The sequence below is a fragment of the Faecalibacterium sp. DFI.5.82 genome (assembly GCF_029076575.1).
In the GTDB taxonomy this organism is placed as follows: Bacteria; Bacillota; Clostridia; order Oscillospirales; family Ruminococcaceae; genus Faecalibacterium; species Faecalibacterium duncaniae.
Map to the genome: position 1 here is coordinate 1 of NZ_JARFIS010000003.1, position 23,535 is coordinate 23,535.

The following is a 23,535-nucleotide window of genomic DNA, read 5'->3' on the forward strand; positions in this document are numbered from 1 at the left end:
TCATATTGGTCGGTGACGATGACGGTGAGGTTCCACCTGTTCCCATTCCGAACACAGAAGTTAAGCTCACTCGTGCCCAAGATAGTTCGCTGGAAACGGCGCGTGAAAATAGGTAGTCGCCGACTTACATGAAACCCCTGAGGAAGAAATTCCTTGGGGGTTTGTTGTTTGAAAAAAATTTTGTAGCTTCTGCCTTAAAACCCGTCCCTGAATCGTATATGGGATAAGCATGTATTCCGTTTGCGGTGAAATCGCAAAAAGAGGAGGGGCAGGATGAAGCTTCTATTCAAACAACGGATGTTTTCGTGGTTCGACAGCTACGATATCTATGATGAAAACGAGAACACGGTCTATGTGGTAAAAGGGCAGCTCTCGTGGGGGCACTGCCTGAAAATCTTCGACACGGAAGAGAACGAGCTTGGTACTGTCAAGCAGGAGGTGCTGACCTGGCTGCCCAAGTTTGAACTCTATGAGGGCGAAAATTATATCGGCTGCCTCGAAAAGGAACTGGGCTGGTTCAAGCCCAAGTATAACATCGATTTCAATGGCTGGCATGTGGAGGGAGATTTCCCTGGGTGGGATTACACCATTACAAAGCCGGTGGGAGAGACAGTCGCAACGGTTTCCAAAGAGCTGCTGCAATGGACAGACACCTATGTGCTGGATATCGTTGACCCGGCAGACGCGCTCCATGTGCTGATGTTCGTGCTGGCCATCGATGCTGAAAAGTGTTCTGCAAAATGAAATTGAATTGGCCCGGCTGTGTGGGAGTGCCCGCATGGCCGGGCTTTTTACATTGCGCAGGTCGGAAAACAGTGGTATCATTAAAAAGTACGATAGAACCTGAAAATAACGAGGTACAAATGGAAGTGTTTGAAATCGAGACAGAGCGTCTGCAGCTGCGGCAGTTCCGGGTGGAGGACGCGCAGGACGTATTTGCGATTTTCTCGGATGAGCAGACCACGCTGGATTGCGGCGGTTATCATGCCTTTGATGCAATGGATGAGGAATATGACCGTCTGATGCAGAAATTTGCGGGACAGACCCGTTACAGCGTTGTCCGCAAGGCAGATGGGCGTGTGATCGGCGTGATCTCGCTGATGGATGCCGAGCGTGCCGTGCCCGGCTGGGAGCTGGGCATTGAGATGGCCCCGGATGTCCGGCGGCAGGGCTATGCCCGGGAAGCGCTGGCGGCTGTGATTCAGGCGTTCTTCGAGAAAACGGATACGGTGCTTTTCACGGGTGGGCATTATGCCTATAACACCATCTCCGGGGAGCTGCTGAAAATGCTGGGCTTTGCCTATGAGGGCATCGAACACAAGGCCATGCGCCATGCAGAGCGCGGCCCCACGGATCTGGTGTGCTATTATCTGGAAAAATAAGTTCTCCCTCAGAATTCCTACAGATTTCCCTGTTACAATGATAGCATCATCGAAAGGGGAATTTGTATGCTGACAAAATTGAAAAACGGGCTGGACGGTACCCAGCTCAAGACCATTGCACTGGCGCTGATGGTGCTGGATCACATTCATTATTTCTTTGAATTCACCGGCTGCATCCCAACGGTGTTCAGTATGCTGGGGCGGCTCAGCGCACCGCTGTTTCTGTTCTGCACGGTGGAGGGCTTTGCCCACACCCATGACCGCAGGCGGTATTTTATCCGCATCTGGGGTATCGGAACGGCCATGGCGGCGCTGGAATTTTTTATGATCTACGCCAAAGCCTTCCGGCGCGGGGATGGCTTCTACCCGCTGAACGCTATTTTTCAGGATCTGATGCTGCTGTGCATCGTCTGGCAGGGCATCGACTGGCTGCGGGAAAAGAAATTTGCAAAAGGCATAGCTGCCATTGCCGCCGTTTTGTGCTGGCCGTTTGTGATAATGGCGTTCCTGAGCGCTTTCCCCCAGATCCAGCAGATGCCGTGGGCTTCCACGGTGGTGGCGTTTGTCATCACCAGCCCGCTGCCCCTGTGGACCAGCATCACGGACGGCAGCTGGAGCTTTTTGCTGGGCGGTGCGCTGCTGTATGCATTGCGTGGACGGCGCAAAGTGCAGCTGACGGTATGGGCACTGGTGATTTTCCTGTGTGATTTTGTGCTGACCTTCGGGATGGCTTGCCGGCAGGAGGGCTTTGTCTGGACCCAGATGTTCACCAACAACTACGAGTGGTTCGGGGTGGCGGCGGTGCTGCTGATGCTGCTGTACAACGGGCAGCGTGGCAGCGGACACAAGCAGCTGTTCTACTGGTTCTACCCCGCCCATGTGTATCTGCTGTATGGGGCATCCTGCCTTGTTTATAACGCTTTGAGGTGATCTTGTGGCAAATATTCTGGCAGTGGATGACAATATAGAACTCTGCAAGCTGATCCGCACTGCCTTGGAGCGGGACGGCCACCGGGTGGAAACGCGGCTCTCCGGCGCGGAGCTTACCGAACAACTCTGCCATTGGGCGGACTGCATCCTGCTGGATGTGATGATGCCCGGGGAGGATGGCTTTGCCGTCTGCCGCCGCATCCGGGGCCTGACCGATGCCCCCATTCTGTTTCTGACGGCCCGGACAGACGAAGCGTCTGTTCTGGAGGGGCTGGGCATCGGGGCAGACGACTTTTTGTCCAAGCCCTTCCGGGTGGCAGAGCTGCGGGCGCGGGTGGCGGCGCATCTGCGGCGGCAGAACCGCACCCCGGTGCATCGGTTGGTGCGCGGCGGGGTCAGTTTTGACCTGTCCGCGCGGGAGGCGGCGGTGGGAGAAACTCCTCTGCCGCTGACCCGCTCCGAGTATGCCATCTGTGAGTATCTGGCGCTGCACGCTGGGCAGACCTTTACCAAGGAGCAAATTTACGAAGCGGTTTTTGGTATTGACGGCACTGCGGACGACACAGCCGTGACACAGCACATCAAAAATATCCGGGCAAAGCTGCGGGCGGCGGGCGTGCCGGAGCCGGAAAAGCTGCTCAATACCGTATGGGGTGTGGGATATCAATGGAAAAACGAGGGCTGATCTCCCTGCGGGGTGTACTGCTGCGATATCTGGTGCAGACCGTTTTTTGCTGTGTGCTGGCGCTGCTGTTGTGGTTTGCGGCGCTGATGTGCGTCATCAACAGTGGGCTGGCGCTCCCGGCCAATCAGGCCGCGCAGGCCTGCCAGAAGGCTGCACAGGACGTTTTGCCGGGCATGACTGCCGCCACCTTTGATGAGACCCAGCTGGACTCCTTGTGCCGTTACGCCCTGTTTGCCGCGCCGGACAGCAGCGAGGTGCTGGCCACCAATATGGATGCAGGGCACTTGCAGCGGGCAATGGAGAACCGGCAGGGGAAAACCCGCTGGCATTTTGGATACACACAGTATTATATGACATCAAAATTGCAGGACGGAACGGTCTGTCTGCTGCAATTTGACTATGCCGTGCCCTACGCCGCCCCTGCGCTGCGGGGAAAGCTGCCAGATGTGCAGACGGTGCACTGCATTCTGGGCATTCTGCTGCTGGTGGGAGCGGTGGTGTGGAGCACCCACCGCTCCAGAAAGTTTCTGGCCCGGGAGACGGCCCGCCTGACCGAGGTCTCCCGGCAGGTGGCTGAGAAAAAGGGCGTGGAAGAGATCGATTTTTCCGGGGCGCAGGTGCGGGAATACGCCGAGACACTGGCTGCCCTGCAGACCATGGGGCAGGAGCTGACGGCCAGCCTGCAGGCCCAATGGAAAATGGAGCAGCAGCAGCGGGAGCAGATCATCCAGCTTTCCCATGAGCTCAAAACGCCGCTGGCCGTCATTGAGGGCAACGCCGACCTGCTGGCCGAGGACAAGGCCCTGACCCCGGAGCAGCGGGAACAGGTGGAGGCCATCCTGCGGGGCACCGAGCAGACCCGGACCTATCTGCTCAAGATCCGTGCTCAGGTGCAGACACCGCTGAAGTATAAGCGGCCCTGAGCAGACCCGAATGATGAAAAAGGAAGCCGCCCGGCTGTGTGGGAACGCCCGCATGGCCGGGCATTTTGCATTGCATGAGCAGGGAAACCGTGGTATCATAAAAAACGATAGGGTCTGAAAATAGAGGGAAAAATGAACACTTACGGCCATTCGTTCGTCTATCCAAAAAAGAGAGGGGAAAAACAATGAATTTTGAAGAGACAGAAGTCCTTTACAATGTTTACCGCGGAATTCTGCGGAACAATCGGAGCTTTCAACCGGGAAAGAGCACGGCGGTGGAATATCGCATGGACTGCCCGGAGTATGCCGACCTCCTGAAAAAGTATCCCTTTGAGAAAATTGCAGGAAAAGGCACGGACCTGCAGCGGGCAATTCGGGTGCTGAAATACCTCTCGCCTAAGCTGACGCACAGCCCGTGGTACGACGGCCATGTGGACTGCAACGCCCTGGCGCTTTTGGATTATAGTCTGAATAAACCGGAACAGGGCATCAACTGCCTGAATAAGGCTAAAATTCTGGAGGAGGTCTGCCTGGCACTGGGAATCTACGCACGGCGTGTGCGCTTCCTGCCCTATTCTCCCTTCGATTTTGATTGTCACGTTGTCACGGAGATCTACGACCGGTCGCAGGAAAAGTGGTATATGCTGGACCCAACGACCAACGGGTATCTGGTAGATGAGCAGGGCACGATCCTGAGCCTGCTGGAAGCCAGAGAGCGGATGGCAGACACCCGATTTGTGACGTATTGCAAGGCGACGAGCCGGGAAAAGGATCTGCAGAAGCTCTACCGGAAAAATATCGCAAGGACCGCTTACTATGCGAAGAATCTGTTCCGCATTCAGGTGGACGCGGTCTCGCAGTTTGGAGAGAGTGGAAACTGGCTGAATTTCCCGCCGGAGCACTTTTCTATCCGGGAATGGAGCGTTGCAAGTGCAGAATACCGGTTGGAGATGGTGCCTGCCTACGCAAAGGAATATGCGGATTTTGATGAAGCCGTCCAGTTGCCGCGGATGCGTGAGGCCGTGGAGCGGACGCGAAACATGGAGGAGCCGGAGGCAATCTCTGCCGCCGCTCTGACCGAAAAGCCGATATCGTAAAAAACAGATCGCCGCTGCTTTCCTGACGGAGAGCGGCGGCTTTTTCACACCCGGCGCTCCATGGGCATAGGATGACGCAGACCATGGGGAGGAGGGGCCGGGAATGGATGGACAAAGACGATTTGCGGTGATCGGAACGGACGCGCGGCTGGCGGCGGCAGGCCGGGCGCTGGCCCGTGCCGGGTTTGCGGTGGGCGGGCCGGAGCAGACGGCACTGGCCGATTACATCTTACTGCCGCTGCCGCTGGACGAGAGCCGCACCCCGCTGGCGGAGCTGCTGCGGGCCGCAAAACCGGGAGCGCTGGCGCTGGGCGGAAAGCTCTCGGCGCAGGCAAGGCAGATCGCGGCGGAGGCGGGCGTGGAGCTGGTGGACTACTTTGCCCGGGAGGAACTGATCCTCTGCAACGCCATCCCGACAGCAGAGGGCTGCATCGGCATCCTGATGGCGGAGCGGACGCGGACGCTCTGGAACAGCGCCATCCTGCTGGCCGGTTTTGGGCCGGTGGGGCAGGCGCTTGGGGTACGGCTGGCGGCACTGGGAGCACAGGTGACGGTGGCCGCGCGGCGGCCGGCCCAGCGGGCACTGGCGGAGAGTTTCAGCCTGCGGGCGGTGGATCTGGCCCGGCTGGAACAGGCCGCTCCGGCCTTTGACACGGTGGTGAATACCATCCCGGCCCCTGTTCTGACGGAAGCCGTGCTGGCAGCCCTGCGGCCCGGGAGCCTGATCGTGGATCTGGCATCCAAGCCGGGCGGCACTGACTTTGCCGCGGCCCGGCGGCTGGGGCACCGGGCCATCCATGCCCTGAGCCTGCCCACGGCCTGCGCCCCCGAAACGGCGGGCGAGGCTCTGGCCCGGACGGTCTGTGAGATCCTGGCGGAAAGGGAGGGAACACCATGAAAAGGCAATTGCGCGGGACAGTGGCGTTTGCGGTCTGCGGGAGCTTCTGCACGCTGGGCGCGGCGGTGGCTCAGGCCGAACAGCTGGTGCGGCAGGGCTGGGAGCTGCTGCCGGTGATGAGCTATGCGGCCTCCGGCCTGAACACCCGCTTTGGCCGGGCGGATGAGTGGAAGGATCGGCTGGAGACCCTGACCGGCCACAGGGTGCTGGATACCCTGCAGGATGTGGAGCCGCTGGGGCCGCGGCAGCTGGCCCGGGCACTGGTGGTGGCCCCCTGCACCGGAACCACACTGGCCCGGCTGGCGGCGGGCCTTTCCGACACGCCGGTCACGCTGGCGGCAAAAAGCCTGCTGCGGGTCGGGTGCCCGGTGCTGCTGGCTGTCTCCACCAACGATGGGCTGGGGGCTTCCGGGGAGAACATCGCCCGGCTGATGCAGCGCAAGCACTATTACTTTGTGCCCTACGGACAGGACGATGCAGCGCAGAAACCCCAGAGTCTGAAGGCGGATCTCACCCTGCTGCCCGCTGCACTGGAGGCGGCTTTGCACGGTCAGCAGCTGCAGCCGGTGCTCCGGGAGTGGAACTGAGGGTTTCTCTTTTCAGAGGGATAAAAATGTGGTATACTATATCATAATATCTTGAGATAGAGGAACTGGAATGAAAAAACACATCGCCATGCTGTGTGCGGTGCTTTTGACCGCACTGGCGGCGTTTGCGCCGGGCGCGGCAGCTGCCGGGCCTGCACTGACGGCTACGGAAGCGTACTGCATCATCGATGCCGACACCGGTCTGGTGCTGGCCCAGCAGAACATGAACGAGGAACTGCACCCGGCATCCATCACCAAGGTGATGACGCTGGGCCTTGCCTGTGAAAAGGCCCAGGGCAAGTGGGACAATGTCAAGCTGACGGTCAGCCACGAGGATGTCTACTCGCTGGCGGGCACCGATTCCAGCCATATCGCCCTGCAGGAAGGGGAGGAAGTGCCCCTGACCGATGCCCTGTATGCCACCATGATGGCCAGCGCCAACGATGGGGCCAACCTGCTGGCCGAATACTTCGGCGGCGGCTCCATTGAAGGCGGTGTGGCCGCCATGAACGCGCAGGCAAAGGAGCTGGGGCTGGAACACACCCACTTTGCCAACCCCCACGGCATCAGCGATGAGGACCACTACACCAGCTGCTATGACATGGCGCAGATCCTGCGCTGGGCGCTGACCCAGCCCGGGTTCGAGACGCTGTTTACCCGGAACGAGATGTACACCATGGGCCCGACCAATGTCCAGCCCGTGACCCGGTACTTCCACCAGCAGGATAAAATGCGGGTGGGCTCCAGCCGGTACTATATCCCGGCCATCCTGGGCTCCAAGATCGGCTACACCAACATTGCCCGGTACAGCTATGTCTGCCTGGCGGAGCAGAACGGCGTGCGGCTGATCTGCGTGACCATGCAGAGCCAGATCAAGACCGACAAATACAACGATGTCCGCACCCTGCTGGACGATGCCTTTGCCCGCTACACCGGTTACACCGAGATCCCTGCCCAGGGCGTGACCGGGGAGCTGGAAGTGGCGGGCGGCGGCAGCACGCTGGGCACGGTGACGGTTTCTGACCCCGGCGTGAAGCTGCTGCTGGCCGACGGCCTGACCGCTGCGGATGTGTCGGTCACGCTGGAACTGCCCGAACGATACCTCTTGGGGGTTGACCCGGCGGTGTATGCGGTGTATACCATTCATGGGCGGGACGTGCAGGAAACGGCCAGCGTCCGGGTGCCTGCCGCTGTGACCGGGCTGGAGGAGCTGCTGGCCAAGAGCGCCAACGCCACCCTGCCCGCCTCCCGGGATGTGGGGCCAAAGAGGATCGCAGGCGGCCTGCTGGCCATCTCGGTCGGTGCCACCGTGCTGGCCGCTCTTGCGGCGTTCGGCGTGGTGCGGCTGAGAATAAAATGGAAGAAAGGTAAATCAAGAAGTAAGCACTGACCCGTTTCGCCAGAGGCTCCCCTACCAGGGGAGGCCTTGGCAGGAAGGGAAAGTTTGATCTATCGCGCAAAAGCCCGCAAGGACTTTTCCATATACTACAAACAGACAAAATTTTCTGAAAGAAAACAGAGAGGAAAAAGAAATATGGGCAAGTTTACGTTTACTGAGACCGAGATCCCTGGTGTTGTGGTCATTGAGCCGCAGGTGTTCGGTGATGACCGCGGTTATTTTATGGAGACCTACCAGAAGGATCAGTTTGCTGCTGCCGGCATCGACAAGGAGTTCGTGCAGGACAACCAGAGCCGCTCCACCCGCGGCGTGCTGCGCGGCCTGCATTTCCAGAAGAACCACACCCAGGGCAAGCTGGTGCGTGTGACCAAGGGCGAGGTCTATGATGTTGCCGTGGACTGCCGCCCCCACAGCGCCACCTTTGGCAAGTGGGTGGGCGTGACCCTGAGCGAGGAGAACAAGAAGATGTTCTATATCCCCGAGGGCTTTGCCCACGGCTTCCTGGTGCTGAGCGATGTGGCCGAGTTCTGCTACAAGTGCACCGATGTCTATGACCCCACCAGCGAGGGCGGCATCCCCTACGATGACCCCACCGTGAACGTGCAGTGGCCTGACTGCGGCTGTGAGCACAAGACCAGCGCAAAGGACAAGCTGCATGAGCCCTTTGCAGCCCAGAAGTTTGAATTCTTTGAAAAGTGGTGATAGCCCGTGGCGAAACTGAAAGGAATGTTCAACGGCTTCTGGCGCTACCGCTATCTGTTGTGGAATCTGGTCAGCCGTGATTTCAAGCTGAAATACCGCCGCAGCGTGCTGGGTGTGCTGTGGAGCGTGCTGAACCCTCTGCTGATGTGCCTGGTCTACTGGGCTGTGTTCAGCAGCCTGATGGATATGCGGGGCAGCGGCATCGACAACTTCCCGGTGTTCCTGATGTGCGGTCAGCTGCTCTTCAACTTCTTCAACGAAGCCACCTCCTCCAGCATGAGCAGCGTGCTCAGCGCTGCCCCCCTGCTGAAAAAGGTGTATATCCCCAAGTATATCTTCCCGCTGGAAAAGTGCTGCTTTGCCATGGTGAACTGCGTGTTCAGCTTTGTGGCCCTGCTGCTGGTGATGATCTTTACCGGCGCGCCCTTCCACCTGACCCTTCTGGAAGCGCTCTACCCGCTCATCACCCTCTTCTTCTTCAGCCTGGGGGTGGGTCTGTTCCTGGCGGCGGCAACGGTGTTCTTCCGGGACATCATGCACATCTGGAGCGTGTTCATCACGGCACTGCTCTACTTCTCCGCCATCTTCTATGACCCCACCCAGATGACCTTTTCCATCGGCGGGTTCAACATGCAGCAGATCATCAAGCTGAACCCCATGTACTGGTATATCACCGGCTTCCGTCGCACCCTGATGTGGGGCATCCCGCTGGACCTCAACATGTTTGCGGTCTGCGGCATCTGCGCAGTGGTCTCCATGTGGGTGGGCGTGCACATGTTCCGCAAAACGCAGGATCGTTTTGTGCTGCATATTTAAGGAGGGGAGAAGAATGGAACCGATCATCAAAGTGGACAACGTGTCCATGTGCTTCAACCTCTCCACCGAAAAGCACGAGAGCCTGAAGGAATATCTGCTGGCCATGGTGCAGGGCCGCCTGCAGTACGACGAGTTTTACGCCCTGAAGGACGTGAGCCTGGACATCATGCCCGGCGATTTTTACGGTCTGGTGGGCCTGAATGGCTCGGGCAAATCCACCCTGCTCAAGACCATTGCGGGCGTGTACAAGCCCACCAAGGGCAAAGTCACCGTCAACGGTACCATCGCCCCGCTCATCGAGCTGGGTGCGGGCTTTGACATGGACTTGACCGCCCGGGAGAACATCTACCTCAACGGCACGGTGCTGGGGTTCTCGCCCAAGTATCTGGACGAGAAGTTCGACGAGATCGTGGAGTTCAGCGAGCTGCAGAACTTTCTGGATGTGCCGCTGAAAAACTACTCCTCCGGCATGGTGGCCCGCATCGGCTTTGCCATTGCCACCATCACCAAGCCCGATATCCTGATTGCGGACGAGGTGCTCTCGGTGGGCGACTTCCTGTTCCAGCAGAAATGCGAAAAACGGATGAAGGAGCTGATGGCAGGCGGCACCACCGTCATTCTGGTGTCCCACTCCATCGAGCAGATCGAGCGGATGTGCAGCAAGGTGGCATGGCTGAGCCACGGCCACCTGAAAATGAACGGCGATACCGAGACAGTCTGCGCGGCCTACAAGGCCACCCAGCGCGGCGAGGCCTGAGCCATGAATGTGCGATTGAAACGTGCCAGAGAGCTGGCAGGCTATGCGGTGCAGCTGACAAAGGACGAGGGTCTTGGCACCATGCTGGCCCGGGGCGCGGGTTTTGTCAGGCGGCGGTGCTTTGGCAAAAAGGCCCGCTACCTGCCCGCAAAAAAGGTGCTGGAAGCCCAGAGAGCCGAAATGGCAGGAAAAAATTTTGAAAACTGCCAACTTTCGACGATTTCCGTGTTGACACCGTTGTATAATACTCCTGAGGTGTTTCTGCGGCAGTTTCTGGATTCCTTCGTGAACCAGACCGCTCCCAATGGTGAGCTCTGCCTGGCGGATGCCTCCGATGCCGCCCACAGCAGTGTGGGGGATATTGTAAGGGAATATCAGGCGAAATATCAACACATCGTATACAAAAAGATCGAAAACAAGGGCATTGCGGCCAACACCAACGCCGCCGCTGAACTGGCATCGGGGGAATATCTGGCGCTGGCCGACCACGATGACATCCTTGCGCCCCACGCCATGTACACCATGGGTCAGGCGATCCGGCAGCTGCGCGAGGCAGGGGAGCCGGACGGCTTCCTGTACAGCGACGAGGCCCTCTTCACCAAAAAGATCGAAAAGCCGCTGGTGGCCCACTTCAAACCCGATTACGCCCCGGATTATCTGCTCTGCTGCAACTACATCTGCCATCTGGCCGTGTTCCGGCGGGAGCTGTTCGAGCAGGTAGGCGGGGAACGCCCCGAATGTGATGGCAGTCAGGACCACGACCTTTTCCTCCGGCTCATTGAGCAGGTGGGCGGCGCGGCCCATGTGCCGCAGGTGCTCTACTACTGGCGGGTGCACGAAGGTTCGACCTCCGGCGGCACCGATGCCAAGCCTTACGTTGCCAAAGCGGCAAAGAAGGCGTTGGCCGACCATCTGGAGCGCACCGGCCGCACCGGTACCATAGAGGATGGCCTGTACCCCAGCACCTATCGGGTCAGGTGGGACATTGTGGGGGAGCCGAAGGTGAGCATCCTCATCCCCAACAAGGATCACACCGAGGATCTGGAAAAGTGCCTGCAGAGCATCTGGAAAAAGACCACCTGGGACCGGTTCGAGGTCATCGTCATTGAGAACAACTCCACAGACCCGGCCACCTTTGCCTATTACGAGAAGGCCCGGCAGCGGTACGATGGCCTGAAGGTGGTCACCTACCCGGGCAAGGGCTTCAACTTCTCGGCCATCAACAACTTTGGCCGGAAAGCGGCAGAGGGCGACTATCTGCTGCTGCTCAACAACGATGTGGAAGTGGTAAACGGCGACTGGCTCACGGAGCTGCTCCGGCAGTGTGCCCACCCCGGCGGTGCGGCGATCTGCGGTGCCATGCTCTGGTACCCGGATGAGACCATCCAGCACGCCGGGATCGTGACCGGTCTGGGCGGCTACGCGGGCCACAGCCACAAGTATAAGAAGAAGGGCGGCAGCGGCTATCTGTTCCGCACCTCTACCGTGCAGGACTTCTCCGGCGTGACCGGTGCCTGCCTGCTGGTAAAGACCGCCGTCTATGACGAGATGCACGGACTGGACGAGCAGTTCGCCGTGGCCTTCAACGATGTGGACTTCTGCCTGCGGGTGCGGGATGCGGGCTACCGCATTGCCTGGACCCCCTACGCCGAGCTCATCCACTATGAGAGCAAGAGCCGGGGCGGGGATGAAAAAGACCCCGTTAAGGCGGCCCGCTTTGCGGCGGAGCAGCAGCGGCTCTACACCATCCACGGCAAGGAAAACATTCTGGATGACCCCTACTACAACCCCAACCTGACCCGCGACCGGGAGGATTTTTCGGAGAGCGACGATCTGCGCAGGTTGAAAGAGGGCAGGGTAACGGTAAGATTCCGGGGAGGTACCCTCCAATGAACATCAAGGGACACTTTGAGACCATCACCCGGCATAAACTGCTGGTGATGAAGTATTGCTTTGAATGCGGCCTTTATCAGCAGGGCCTGACCCATGACCTGAGCAAGTACAGCCCCACCGAGTTCATCCCGGGCTGCATCTACTATCAGGGCGACCACAGCCCCAACGAGGCAGAGCGCGCCGCCCGGGGCTATTCCTCGGCATGGCTCCACCATAAGGGCCGCAACAAGCACCATCTGGAATACTGGATCGACTACACAACCAACAAATCCGGCCTGGGCGGCATGAAAATGCCCCTGCGCTATGTCTGCGAGATGGTCTGCGACCGCGTGGCGGCCAGCCAGATCTATCTGGGCGACAAGTACACCGACGCATCCCCGTGGCAGTATTATGAAAAGAGCAAGGATCACTATCTGCTCCATCCCGAAACAAGGGCGCTGCTGGAAAAGCTGCTGCTGATGGTCCGGGATCTGGGGCAGGAGCGCACCTTTGCCTACATAAGATTCCTGCTCGGGTGTGAAGATAACGATTAAATAAAATCAAGGAGGCATTGCAATGAAACGTTTCAAAAAAGTTCTGGCACTTGTTCTGGCCGGTGTTCTGGCACTGGCAATGCTGACCGCCTGCGACGGCACCACCGACCCGGATAAGGTGATTCCGGATATCGATACTGCTAACGTGGTTGACACTGTGAATCACATGGCAGCAGACTCCAAGGAGGGCCTGGGTCAGGTGTATTACAGTGCAAAGTACAGCGAGATCACAAAAGAACTGCTGAACAACTGGCTGGAAAACCGTGAGAAGTCCGTTACCTACGCAGAAGAGTATCAGAAAATTGTCGCAAAAATGGGCGGCAATGCGAAGATCGTAGTTGGCCTGACGGATAAGAATGTGATTCCTGGTCTGACAAGTGGCAACCCGGCGGTGAAGGGCAGTGCCAAGTATGATGTGCTGTTCAAAGATACCAGCGCATACAATCTGGCAGACAGAATCGGTGTAGCCTTTGTAAAAACAGAAAACAGTGCTGGTTTGACAACGACTTATCAGCTGGTCTGCCTGTTCGACGTGAACTGAGCGTTCCCCGATACAGAGGAAAGAAAACATAAAGCATAAAGATCCCCCGGAGGGCGGCGCGGGCCGCTTTCCGGGGGATCTTGTCTGTCAGAGAAACTGCTTACTGCTCGTTCTCGTAGATCTTGATATAGTGGGGGGCGTTTCTGTCCTGCACAAAGAGAAGCGTGCAGGTGAGTGCGGCGGCTAAGAACGTGAAGATGGCAAGCAGAGCTTTGAGAACTTTCATGGTATCCGATCCTCCTTGGCGGGCATGGCCCGGTCGTTCAAATGCGGAGCAGGGGACGTTCCGCAGGGTCATTAGCAACAGTATACCATAATCCCGGCAGAAAGGCAAACGGCAGTAAAGTTGCGTAAAGTTGGTGGTTGTTAATAAAAAGACAATTGGTTAGATACGGCTAATCGTTAAAAATGGCAAAGAAAATTGAGGAAATTGCATCATTTTGGTGCTGTTGTCGTTGAACTTCCGGCTGTAAAATGATACAATAACTGTGTTAAGCAGCTGCTGTCCCTGCCGCAGTGCGCCCGCATGAGGGCAGGGGTGGCAATTCAAGCAGAATGGGGGATTTATTCCATGTTGAACAAGCTGAAACGTGCGGCGCTTGGCGCGCATACGCCGCATGACAAGGCAACCGCTGCAAGCAAACCAGTTCCGATGCCTCTGCCCGCGCAGGTACGCATCCTGATGAGCCAGCACATCGGCGCTCCGGCGAAAGCCCTGGTCAAAAAGGGCGACGAAGTGTTTGTTGGCACTAAGATCGGCGAGGCAGGCGGTTTCGTCTCTGCAAATATCCACTCCAGTGTTTCTGGTACTGTGGCCGCTGTAGAACCCTTCCGTCTCTCCAATGGCCGGATGTGCGACTCTGTTGTCATCAAGACCGATGGCAAGCAGACCGTGGACCCTGCCGTGAAGGCACCCGAGGTCACCGACAAGGCCAGCTTCCTGGCAGCCGTGCGTGAGTGCGGCCTGGTGGGTCTGGGCGGCGCAGGCTTCCCGACCGATGTCAAGCTGCAGCCCAAGCAGACCGTGGACACCCTGCTCATCAACGCTTCCGAGTGTGAAGTCTGGCTGACCAGCGACACGCAGGAGATGCTGAACTGCAGCGATGATATCGTCCGCGGCATCGAGGCCGTGCTGAAGTACACCGGCATCCCGAAGTGCGTCATCGGCATTGAGAACAACAAGCCCGAGTGCATCGAGCTGTTGAACCAGAAGACCAAAGACAAGCCCGCCATCGAGGTCAAGGCACTGCCCAGTGTTTACGGCACCGGCGCAGAGCTGATCCTGATCGAGAAGTGCCTGGGCCGCGAGGTTCCGCACGGCGGTCTGCCCGCAGATGCAGGTGCCATCGTGATGAACGTGACCTCTGTTTCTACCCTGGGCAAGTACCTGGCTACCGGTATGCCGGTGGTCGAACGCACCATCACCGTGGACGGCGATGCCTGCGCAAAGCCCCAGAACCTGATCGTTCCCGTGGGCACTGCCTACGAGGATGTTCTGAACGCTGCCGGCATCAAGGGCGGTGTGGAGCTGGGCAAGGTGGTTGCCGGCGGTGCCATGATGGGCCCCGCTGTGGAGAACCTGAGCTACCCCACCACCAAGACCACCTCCGGCCTGATCATGCTCAGTGCCGCTGCTGCAGAGCCCCCGCAGGTCAACCCCTGCATCCGCTGCGGCCGCTGCGTGGAGTACTGCCCCATGGGTCTGGAGCCCGTGGAGGTCAACCAGGCTTACGCTGCCCGCGACGTTCAGGAGCTGGGCAAGCTGCATGTTGATTACTGCTTCAACTGCGGCTCCTGCACCTTTGTCTGCCCGGCAAAGCGCCCCTGCACCCAGATGATGGGCCTGGCAAAGGCGTTCTACCTTGGTGAAATCAAAAAAGGAGGCAATAAGTAATGGATACGAAGCTTATTGTTTCGGCCTCCCCGCACCTGCGCAGTGAGGAAACGACCCAGAGCCTGATGGCCAACGTGATCGTTGCCCTGTGCCCCTGTGTGGTGGCCTCTGCAATCATCTTTGGCGCGCGTGCCCTGCTGGTCACCGCAGTGTCCGTTGTGGCATGTGTGGCCTTTGAGTGGCTGTACTGCAAGCTGCTGAAGAAGGCAAACCCCATCAGCGACCTGTCCGCTGTGGTCACCGGCATCATTCTGGCCATGAACGTGCCCGTGGGCATGCCCATCGGCCAGCTCATCATCGGCGACCTGGTTGCCATCATCGTGGTCAAGCAGCTGTTCGGCGGCATTGGCATGAACTTTGCAAACCCTGCACTGGTGGGCCGTATCGTGCTGTTCATCAGCTTTGCCGGTTCCATGAACAATTGGGTGTTCCCCGATGCAGCGGTTGACCAGCTGTCCAGCGCTACCCCGCTGGCTGTGGCTGACACCAGCAAGCTGAGCCTGCTGGATCTGTTCATGGGCGTGCACGGCGGTGTTCTGGGCGAGACCTGCGCTCTGGCTATCCTGCTGGGCCTGATTTATATGGTGGCCACCAAGACCATCAGCATCGCCATCCCCGCTTCTTACATCGGCAGCATGTTTATCTTCTACCTGATCTCCACCGGCAGCCTGCACGGCGCACTGGTCGGCATCCTGTCCGGCGGCCTGATGTTCGGTGCTGTGTTCATGGCAACGGACTACGTTACCAGCCCCTTTACCCTGAAGGGCAAGCTGATCTACGGCCTGTGCCTGGGCATCGTCACCTTCGCCATCCGTCAGTGGGGCAGCTACGCCGAGGGCGTTTCCTTCGCGCTGCTGTTTATGAACCTGTGGGTCCCCTTTATCAACGATTGGACCCGTCAGACTCCTTACGGCTATGTTAAGCCTGCAAAGAAAGCAAAGGAGGGTGCTGGCAAATGAATAAGAATTCTTCCTGGGAGACCAGTGTAAAGCCTGTTGTTGTGCTGAGCGTGATCGCACTGATCGTCAGCCTGCTGCTGGCCATGGTCAACTCCTTTACGGCTCCCATCATTGAGGATAACCAGAAGGCCGCAACGCTGGCTGCCTATGTGGACGTGATGCCCACCGTTTCCAGCGCCTCCGATCTGGAGGAAGTGACCGACTACACCACCGAGAACATCACCGGTGCTGTAAAGGCCACCGACGGCTCCCTGGCCATCAAGGCTGAGGAAAAGGGCTTTGACGGCGGCATCCTGTCCGTCATCATCGGCTTCGACACCAACGGCACTGTCACCGGCATCTGGGTGGACGCTTCTACCCAGACCAAGGGCATCGGCAGCAACGTTGCCACCGACAGCTTCCTTGCTCAGTTCGATGGCATGGATGGCACCCAGAACATCACCCTGGGCCAGGGCTACGACGCATACAGCGGCGCAACCATTTCCTCTAAGGCTCTGTTTGCCGCCATCAACGATTGCATCAACTGCTACAACGAGTTGGCATAAAGGAGGTTGGTAAGAAATGGCAAGCGAAAACAAGTCCAAGGTAAGCATCCTTACCAACGGCATCATCAAAGAAAACCCCGTTCTGCGTCTGGTTCTGGGCACCTGCTCCTGCCTGGCTGTTACCACGGCAGTTTCCAGCGCGCTGGGCATGGGCGCAGCCTTCACCTTCGTGCTGGTGTGCTCCAACATCCTGATCTCGCTGCTGCGCAACGTGATCCCCGCTAAAGTCCATCTGCCCTGCTACATCGTCATCATTGCAGGCTTCGTGACCATCGTTCAGATGGTGATGCACGCCTACATGGACAGCCTGTACACCGCACTGGGCGTGTTCCTGCCCCTGATCGTTGTCAACTGCATCATTCTGGGCCGTGCCGAGATGTTTGCCTGCAAGAACAATGTGGTGGATTCCGCACTGGACGGCATCGGCATGGGCATCGGCTACACCCTCACCGTGGTGCTGATGGCCTCCATCCGTGAGATCCTGGGCAGCGGCACCTGGCTGGGCTTCCAGGTTCTGCCCGAGAGCATGGCCAAGATGAGCATTATGACCCAGGCTCCCGGTGCATTCTTCTGCTACGGCGTGCTGATGGCCGGCTGCGTCTGGCTGGAAGGCAAGCTGGATGCCCGCATCGAGCGCAAGAGCTGCTGCGACCTCGACAACCTGAAGAAGGAGGCAGAATAAGATGTTAGTCAAACTTGCTGCGATCTTCTTCAGCATGATCCTGGTGAACAACTACGTGCTGGTGAAGTTCTACGGTATCTGCCCGTTCCTGGGCGTTTCCAAGAAGCTGGATTCCTCCATTGGTATGTCCGGCGCTGTTATCTTTGTTATGCTGGTGGCAACGGCTGTCACCTTCCCCATCCAGATCTTCATTTTGAACCCCGCTGACCTGGGCTACCTGCAGACCATCGTGTTCATCCTGGTCATTGCAGTGCTGGTGCAGTTCATCGAGATCTTCCTGAAGAAGTATGTTGTTGCACTGTACAATTCTCTGGGCGTTTACCTGCCCCTGATCACCACCAACTGCTGCGTGCTGGCCGTGACCATTCTGGTCGTGGACGACTACGGTGCAGACGTTGCTACCCTTGGCTTTGCCCCTGCCTACATTGAAGCTCTGGTCTGTGCTGTGGGTGCAGGTGTCGGCTTTATGCTGGCCATGGTCATGTTCAGCGGCGTGCGCAAGCGTGTGGAAGCCTGCGATCCCCCGGCACCCTTCAAGGGCCTGCCCATCACCCTGATCGCAGCAGCCATCACCAGCCTGTCCTTTATGGGCTTCGGCGGCCTCGTCGAAAACCTGTTCAACGTGACGCTGTAAGGGAGGAACAGGATTATGAATATTGTATCTGCTGTGATCCTCTGTACCATCGTGGGCGCGATCGGTGCCGTTGTTCTGGTGCTGGCCGCAAAGTTCATGGCGGTTGAGGAAGACCCCCGTATTGAAGAAGTTTCTGCCTGCCTGGCCGGTGCAAACTGCGGCGGCTGCGGCTACGCCGGCTGTGCCGACTATGCAAAGGCCGTTGTTATGGACGGCGTACCCTGCGACAAGTGTGCCCCCGGCGGCCCCAAGGCTGCTGCCGCCATTGCCAAGATCATGGGCGGTGAGGCAAGCGCTGTGGAGAAGAAGGCTGTGGTCCAGTGCCAGGGCAACTCTGAGCACTGCAAGCCCAGCTACGAGTACAAGGGCATCCAGACCTGCGCCGCTGCTGCCACCCTGTACGGCGGCCCCAAGACCTGTACCTTTGCCTGCATCGGCCTGGGCGACTGCACCAAGGTGTGTAAGTTCGATGCCATCCACATTGTGGACGGCGTGGCCAAGGTGGACAAGGACAAGTGCACCGGCTGTGGTGCCTGCGCCAACATCTGCCCCAAGCACGTCATTATGATCGACGCAGGCGGCCCCCGCAAGCCCGTGGTCATGTGCTCCAATCAGGATAAGGGTGCTGTGGCAAACAAGCTGTGCACCACCTCCTGCATTGCCTGCGGCATGTGCGAGCGCACCTGTAAGTTCGATGCCATCCACGTTGTGGACGGCGTGGCCCGTGTGGACTACGACAAGTGCAAGGGCTGCGGCATGTGCGCCCAGAAGTGCCCCAAGCACATCATCCTCTTCCCGCTGAAGGACGATCCGAATCCCCCCAAGCCCGTGGTGAAGCAGGCTCCGAAGCCCGCTGCCGCTCCTGCCGCTCCGGCAGAGCCCGCCGCAAAGGCTGAGGAGGCAAAGGCTCCCGAAGCCCCCAAGGCTGAGTAAGCGGAACCCATTGTAATGTAATATGGTAAAGCGCCCCCATTGCTCCTTTGAGTGATGGGGGCGCTTTTTGGTGAGGCACGCCCTCTCAGTCTCGCATTCGCTCGCCAGCTCCCCCGAGGGGGGAGCCAACGCATCTGCAAGGGAAACGGGAGCTTTGGGCAGGCTTTTGGGTGGTAAATGCCGCTGAAGGTCGAGCCGCAATTGGCTCTCCCTTTGGGAGAGCTGGCAAAGCCGTCAGGCTTTGACTGAGAGGGCTCCGAAAACTTTTTTCAAAAAATTTCGAAAAAAGTGAAAGGAATCTGCGTTTCATGTATTATAAAGAGTGAAACTGCGAAGATACAACACAAAACTGCGTGATATATCAATGCGGCGGGCGGTGCGGATAAGTTGGACTGCGCTACTCCCCACAATATATTGCGGCGGTTCATAACGTGCTGTATATCGCAGAATATTTTGTCTGAAAAGGGGAAGGGAAAATAAAATTTCACTATGGAAAATACTGGATATACATGCTATAATTACGATAATGATGTATCTGGTAAAAATAACCTGCCAAGGGAAAGAAAAACGACAAAAGTTGAATATCTTTTCCTCCGGTTTTGCCAAAAATACTATGATGCAGGGAGGGCTCCACTGTGCGGAAAAATCATCACGGAAAAAAAGATAGGCTGGTGAAGCGTGTTTTTGCGCTTTGTCTGGCGCTTGCGGTCATCTGCACCTGCCTTGTGCCGGTGTTTGCAACGGAGGGTCTGATCGATCCTCAGGTCAATCAAGAGGCCTCCCGGCCCGTAGATGACGGCGAGGCATCCTATCCTGACGACGGATTTGCCGGTTTCGGCGAGGAGGAAGCCACCCGGCCTGTAGACGGCGGTGAAGCTGTCGGTTTTGGCGAGGAGGAAGCCACCCGGCCTGTAGAGGGCGGCGAGGACAACCTCGACGGCGGCCCCAGCGTTAAGGAAACGGAGTGGGGCACCGTCATTGAGTACGGCCCCAGCTCCAGCACCGGTACCGACCCCGAACCCGAGACCCAGTGGTCCGGCGAGGACGACGTGGTGGAAAAGCCTGATGACAAAGTGGTCGTTTCCGGCGACGAGATCAAAAAGCTGCAGGATATGGTGGTCTACCGCTTCTGGCTGAGGGAGCTGAACACCCTTGACCTGCAGGACATTACCGCTCAGGCACAGATCAACAATATGACGGAGAGCGAGTATCTGGCCCGGAACGGTGAGGTTCTGTGGAACCTGTACTTCATTCAGGCTGTGCCCCGGGCAGAGACCATTGCGGATTACAGCAGCTACATCGAGAACCCCTCCTCCAACCGGGACCCCAAGGGCGAACTGCGGCAGTTTGACTACTGGTACACGCTGGACGAGTTTGGCAACCGGGTGCGCCTGAACCTCACCGACCCCACCAGCAACATTCTGGACGACAAGACCACCACCGTGAACGTCTACGCCGCATGGAAGGACGGTACCGTTGGCTCCGATGAGGAAGAGGACGTGGATCACGAGGATCTGGTGGACAAGAACCCCGTGCCTGTGGATCTGACTGCCAAGGCTTCTGCTTCCTACGAGGACGAGGACGGCGAACTGAAAACCACAACCCTGCCGGTGGAGGTGAAAAACCTGCCCTCTGCCGCCCATAGCCTCAGCGTCATCCACATGGGTGATGACGATATGGAGAGCTTCTATGAGAGCCACGAGGACAGCTTTGGGGAAATGATGCCCATTCTGGGCCTGAAGATCTCCCCCAAGAACGCCAACGGCGAAACGGTGCAACCTACCAACGGCGATAAGGCTACCGTTACTGTTTCTGGCTTGAACGAACTGCCGGATGTCGCGGCAATGGAAAAAATGGGAGCGCTCACTGTTGATGCGCTGAAGGTGCTCCACCTGAAAGACAACAATACCGTGGAAAAACTGGATGTTGTCAGCTATGAGAATGGCACCCTGACCTTTGAGACCTCCAGCTTCAGCCCCTTTGTGATTGCGCTGGAATACCCGGATCAGGGAAGTGAAGACTTCGATGATGACGGCATTGAGATCGTCAGCATTGAGATTGATGGCGTTGAGTACCCGAATGTGAATGATGGAATTGCTACGATCAGCAGCATTCAGGGCGATACAAAAGTTCCGGTTGGTGCAACGATTACACTGCGATCCAAAAACGGAAAAAGTAATTATTATCACAATTGGAGGATTATAGAAGGAGAAAATTGTGCTGAGTTCGTTGGTGCAACTAACGGAAAGGGCGATACCTATAAAACCGTGAGGCTAAAACTTACCTCGAGTGGCAAAGTGAAGGTTAGGCATGACTATGGTGAAAAAAAGAATAAGCTGGGGAATAATGATACAACGGATTCTATTGAGGTTGTTGACACTAAAACGAAATCTTCTTTTAGTCTCTATGTTTACACGCAGATTCGGGATTATTCGCAATCTCAGGAAGATTATTACAAGCCAAGTGTGGAAAATAAGGCTTGGAATGGTATGGCCGTTGGTACAATCTTGAATGTAGAGGATCCGGTAAAATATAAAGGTAAAGTGCGTCCTGAGAACCAGCTTTATGACACAAACAATACCAAAAATAAGCTTGGAACAGAAATTTTGGTTGATTCCGGACAGTTTCCTGTGATTCCGATTAAACAGGCGGATGGTTCTTACAAGGATTACTATTATCTGGAAAAACCGAGTAGTTGGGAGCAAGATGCCCAGAAGAATTATGGCGGCACGTACACAATTGAATGGTACGAGGTGGTTGCAACGGGTGGAGCCAATACTGGCAAAAATGGCTCGCAGGGAGATTGGAAGGATGAAAAGGAGTATGAAGAGCAGTATAAATCCAAATACACGAATGGTGTATATCGATCTCCGATTACGCCGGTTAAGTATGAAACAATGACGTACCATCTGGATGGTTTGCTATTGATCCATGATGCAACGCACATCAATGTCACGTTTATGGTTCAGGATGCGGGTAAAAATACTTTTGATCTAGTGAATGATTATGGCGGAGCATTTACTATCCCAGAAGGGAGCAATTCGATTTCGCTGAGTAATATCAATCGTCCGGATGTTCTCCGCGCAGGTCAAACTGAAGCAGATTGCCCGGCAACAAAAGAAACAGCGGATGGAACCGTTTATAAATTTGAGGGTTGGTATACGGATAAGAACTTTACACCTGCAAGCAAGTTTGATTTTACAGAGGATACCATTAGTGCAGATACAACTTTCTACGCAAAGTATGTGCCTGCTTCCGCCAACCTGACTGTTACCAAAACCGTTACCGGCAAACTTGGCGACACCAATAAGGCTTTTACCTTTACGATTACCAAGGCTGATGGCACAGCGGTGAACATCGCGAGTGCAAATATTGAAATTAGTGATGCTGATAGTACAAAGGTTGAATGGAAAGATAATGGTCAGTTTACGCTGAAAGATAGAGCGTCGATTACCTTCAAAAATTTGCCGAGTGGCGAGTACAAGATTGTAGAGGACGATTACATCGGCGAAAAGTACGAGACCAGCTGGCAGATTGGTACAGACGGTAAAGTATACGAAAAGAATCGTACTGCAACTGTAACAATCGGTACAACTGAGCAGACGGTTCACTTCACTAATCACCGGACGCTCGAGCCTGACCTTGGTGTCCTCCTCGACACCCTGCCTTACATCGTCATCCTTGCTGTGGTAGCTGGCGGCGTTGCCTTGTTGATGCTGCGCAAGCACCGTAAGGAAGATGACTAAAGGGGGCTGACCGCATGGCGAAGAAGAAAGCGCCCCAGCGGCTGGCCGGTGCAGAGGAAAGCTGTATCAGCCCGGAGCAGGAAGCGATCATCCAGTGGTTCCGGACGGTGAAATTCCGCAAGAACCTGCTGGGCGGCGTGGACGAAGCGGCAATGTGGAAGAAGCTGGAAGAGCTTTACGCCCTGTACGAAGCCGCCATCCGCGCCGAGCGCACAAGGTACAATGTGCTGCTGGAGCAACAGACCGGAAGCCTGCCCTTGGATACTACCAAAGTTGACAGTTTTGCCAAGGGCTCCCCTACTAGGGGAGCTGTCACGGCGAAGCCCGTGACTGAGAGGTTTAGCCCGGACGCTGGCGAGCGAAGCGAGACTGAGAGGTTTGACCCCCAAAAGGAGGCGCATTCCGATGCACCCGCTGGACAATGAAGCCCTGAAGCTGGGGGCAAAGGCGGTGCGCCGCCGCAGGCTGGACGCTGAGAACCGGCAGGATTTTATCAGCCTGCTGGGCCGCGTTGTGGTGATCCTGCTGTGCGCCTGGATGCTGTTCACGCAGGTGTTCCTGCTCACGCAGGCCAAGGGCAGCAGCATGTTCCCCGCGGTAAAGGATGGCGACCTGCTCATCTGCTACCGCCTGCAAAAAACCTACGCAAAAAACGACGTTGTGGTCTACACCCAGGGTGGCAAGCTCCGGGTGGGCCGCATCCTTGGGCGCGAGGGTGACCTTGTGGCTCTGGACGACAGCGGCACCCTTGTGGTGAACGGCGCGGTGCAGAGCGGCGAGATCCTCTACCCCACCTACGCAAAAGACGCGCTGGAGTACCCCTACACGGTGCCGGAAGGCTGCTTTTTTGTGCTGGGCGATTACCGCACACAATCCGAGGACAGCCGGGACTTTGGCCCGATTCCGCTGGAGGATGTGCAAGCAAAAGTAATTACACTACTGCGGCGACGCAGTCTGTAATACCACGGAGGCCGGAAGAAGCTGCCGGCATCCTGCCTG

25 protein-coding genes and 1 rRNA gene are annotated in these 23,535 nt (G+C 57.2%); 25 read left to right on the forward strand and 1 reads right to left on the reverse strand.

What is annotated here, in order from left to right; genetic code table 11:
- Positions 1-8: 8 nt before the first annotated feature.
- From rrf to P0G09_RS05725, 16 genes are all read left to right on the forward strand, one after another.
- Positions 9-125: ribosomal RNA gene (gene rrf / locus P0G09_RS05650) — 5S ribosomal RNA — on the forward strand.
- Between the two features lie 148 nt (positions 126-273).
- Complete coding sequence (locus tag P0G09_RS05655; RefSeq protein WP_005935115.1) at positions 274-744, forward strand: LURP-one-related family protein; 471 nt, start codon at positions 274-276, stop codon at positions 742-744.
- A gap of 119 nt (positions 745-863) precedes the next feature.
- Positions 864-1,382 carry a GNAT family N-acetyltransferase gene (locus P0G09_RS05660; protein WP_275252178.1) on the forward strand — a complete coding sequence of 173 codons (519 nt, stop codon included), beginning with the start codon at positions 864-866 and terminating at the stop codon, positions 1,380-1,382.
- A gap of 66 nt (positions 1,383-1,448) precedes the next feature.
- The gene (locus tag P0G09_RS05665; protein ID WP_275252179.1) at positions 1,449-2,312 is read left to right on the forward strand and encodes a TraX family protein; all 864 of its coding nucleotides are present in this window, start codon (positions 1,449-1,451) and stop codon (positions 2,310-2,312) included.
- 4 nt (positions 2,313-2,316) lie between these two features.
- Positions 2,317-2,997 (forward strand): response regulator transcription factor, encoded by a 681-nt coding sequence (locus P0G09_RS05670; protein WP_215696639.1) that lies wholly within the window; start codon positions 2,317-2,319, stop codon positions 2,995-2,997.
- A complete protein-coding gene (locus P0G09_RS05675; RefSeq protein ID WP_275252180.1) occupies positions 2,979-3,920 on the forward strand; it encodes a histidine kinase dimerization/phospho-acceptor domain-containing protein in 942 nt (313 codons plus the stop codon). Before P0G09_RS05670 ends, P0G09_RS05675 begins: the two co-directional genes overlap by 19 nt.
- Before the next feature lie 275 nt (positions 3,921-4,195).
- Positions 4,196-5,017, forward strand: a complete 822-nt coding sequence (locus P0G09_RS05680) for a hypothetical protein (RefSeq protein ID WP_275252182.1) — start codon at positions 4,196-4,198, stop codon at positions 5,015-5,017.
- Between the two features lie 103 nt (positions 5,018-5,120).
- On the forward strand, positions 5,121-5,915 hold the full coding sequence (locus P0G09_RS05685) for an NAD(P)-binding domain-containing protein (RefSeq protein WP_154276862.1): 795 nt from the start codon (positions 5,121-5,123) through the stop codon (positions 5,913-5,915).
- Positions 5,912-6,502 carry a dipicolinate synthase subunit B gene (locus P0G09_RS05690; RefSeq protein WP_097771569.1) on the forward strand — a complete coding sequence of 197 codons (591 nt, stop codon included), beginning with the start codon at positions 5,912-5,914 and terminating at the stop codon, positions 6,500-6,502. The genes P0G09_RS05685 and P0G09_RS05690 overlap by 4 nt, the downstream gene beginning before the upstream one ends.
- Before the next feature lie 70 nt (positions 6,503-6,572).
- On the forward strand, positions 6,573-7,892 hold the full coding sequence (locus P0G09_RS05695) for a serine hydrolase (protein WP_156071422.1): 1,320 nt from the start codon (positions 6,573-6,575) through the stop codon (positions 7,890-7,892).
- Positions 7,893-8,036: 144 nt separating this feature from the next.
- Positions 8,037-8,603: a dTDP-4-dehydrorhamnose 3,5-epimerase gene (gene rfbC, locus P0G09_RS05700; protein WP_005935131.1), complete on the forward strand. Its 567-nt coding sequence runs from the start codon at positions 8,037-8,039 to the stop codon at positions 8,601-8,603.
- 6 nt (positions 8,604-8,609) lie between these two features.
- Entirely contained in the window at positions 8,610-9,419 is an 810-nt protein-coding gene (locus P0G09_RS05705) for an ABC transporter permease (protein WP_223384331.1), read from the forward strand.
- Positions 9,420-9,432: 13 nt separating this feature from the next.
- Positions 9,433-10,176, forward strand: coding sequence for an ABC transporter ATP-binding protein (locus P0G09_RS05710; RefSeq protein ID WP_005935135.1), 744 nt, complete (start codon positions 9,433-9,435; stop codon positions 10,174-10,176).
- 3 nt (positions 10,177-10,179) lie between these two features.
- Positions 10,180-12,069, forward strand: coding sequence for a glycosyltransferase family 2 protein (locus tag P0G09_RS05715; RefSeq protein WP_156059987.1), 1,890 nt, complete (start codon positions 10,180-10,182; stop codon positions 12,067-12,069).
- Positions 12,066-12,602, forward strand: coding sequence for a DUF5662 family protein (locus P0G09_RS05720; RefSeq protein ID WP_097773294.1), 537 nt, complete (start codon positions 12,066-12,068; stop codon positions 12,600-12,602). Before P0G09_RS05715 ends, P0G09_RS05720 begins: the two co-directional genes overlap by 4 nt.
- A gap of 22 nt (positions 12,603-12,624) precedes the next feature.
- Positions 12,625-13,143 (forward strand): hypothetical protein, encoded by a 519-nt coding sequence (locus P0G09_RS05725; RefSeq protein ID WP_207697897.1) that lies wholly within the window; start codon positions 12,625-12,627, stop codon positions 13,141-13,143.
- Between the two features lie 100 nt (positions 13,144-13,243).
- Here the strand turns inward: P0G09_RS05725 and P0G09_RS05730 are convergent, their stop codons facing one another.
- Entirely contained in the window at positions 13,244-13,369 is a 126-nt protein-coding gene (locus P0G09_RS05730; RefSeq protein WP_005935143.1) for a hypothetical protein, read from the reverse strand.
- A 345-nt stretch (positions 13,370-13,714) separates the two neighbouring features.
- Here P0G09_RS05730 and rsxC point away from each other — a divergent pair, with 345 nt between their 5' ends.
- From rsxC to lepB, 9 genes are all read left to right on the forward strand, one after another.
- Positions 13,715-15,037 carry an electron transport complex subunit RsxC gene (gene rsxC / locus P0G09_RS05735; RefSeq protein WP_223384326.1) on the forward strand — a complete coding sequence of 441 codons (1,323 nt, stop codon included), beginning with the start codon at positions 13,715-13,717 and terminating at the stop codon, positions 15,035-15,037.
- Entirely contained in the window at positions 15,037-15,996 is a 960-nt protein-coding gene (locus tag P0G09_RS05740; RefSeq protein WP_005935147.1) for an RnfABCDGE type electron transport complex subunit D, read from the forward strand. Before rsxC ends, P0G09_RS05740 begins: the two co-directional genes overlap by 1 nt.
- Complete coding sequence (locus P0G09_RS05745) at positions 15,993-16,541, forward strand: FMN-binding protein (RefSeq protein ID WP_005935149.1); 549 nt, start codon at positions 15,993-15,995, stop codon at positions 16,539-16,541. Before P0G09_RS05740 ends, P0G09_RS05745 begins: the two co-directional genes overlap by 4 nt.
- 16 nt (positions 16,542-16,557) lie before the next feature.
- Positions 16,558-17,223 (forward strand): electron transport complex subunit E, encoded by a 666-nt coding sequence (locus P0G09_RS05750; protein ID WP_005935151.1) that lies wholly within the window; start codon positions 16,558-16,560, stop codon positions 17,221-17,223.
- A gap of 1 nt (position 17,224) precedes the next feature.
- Complete coding sequence (locus P0G09_RS05755) at positions 17,225-17,857, forward strand: RnfABCDGE type electron transport complex subunit A (RefSeq protein WP_275252183.1); 633 nt, start codon at positions 17,225-17,227, stop codon at positions 17,855-17,857.
- Positions 17,858-17,872: 15 nt separating this feature from the next.
- Complete coding sequence (locus tag P0G09_RS05760) at positions 17,873-18,790, forward strand: RnfABCDGE type electron transport complex subunit B (protein ID WP_005935155.1); 918 nt, start codon at positions 17,873-17,875, stop codon at positions 18,788-18,790.
- A gap of 635 nt (positions 18,791-19,425) precedes the next feature.
- Positions 19,426-22,536 carry an InlB B-repeat-containing protein gene (locus tag P0G09_RS05765; protein WP_275252184.1) on the forward strand — a complete coding sequence of 1,037 codons (3,111 nt, stop codon included), beginning with the start codon at positions 19,426-19,428 and terminating at the stop codon, positions 22,534-22,536.
- Positions 22,537-22,550: 14 nt separating this feature from the next.
- Positions 22,551-22,961 carry a hypothetical protein gene (locus P0G09_RS05770; RefSeq protein WP_275252185.1) on the forward strand — a complete coding sequence of 137 codons (411 nt, stop codon included), beginning with the start codon at positions 22,551-22,553 and terminating at the stop codon, positions 22,959-22,961.
- On the forward strand, positions 22,942-23,496 hold the full coding sequence (lepB, locus tag P0G09_RS05775; RefSeq protein ID WP_275252186.1) for a signal peptidase I: 555 nt from the start codon (positions 22,942-22,944) through the stop codon (positions 23,494-23,496). The genes P0G09_RS05770 and lepB overlap by 20 nt, the downstream gene beginning before the upstream one ends.
- Positions 23,497-23,535: the final 39 nt, after the last annotated feature.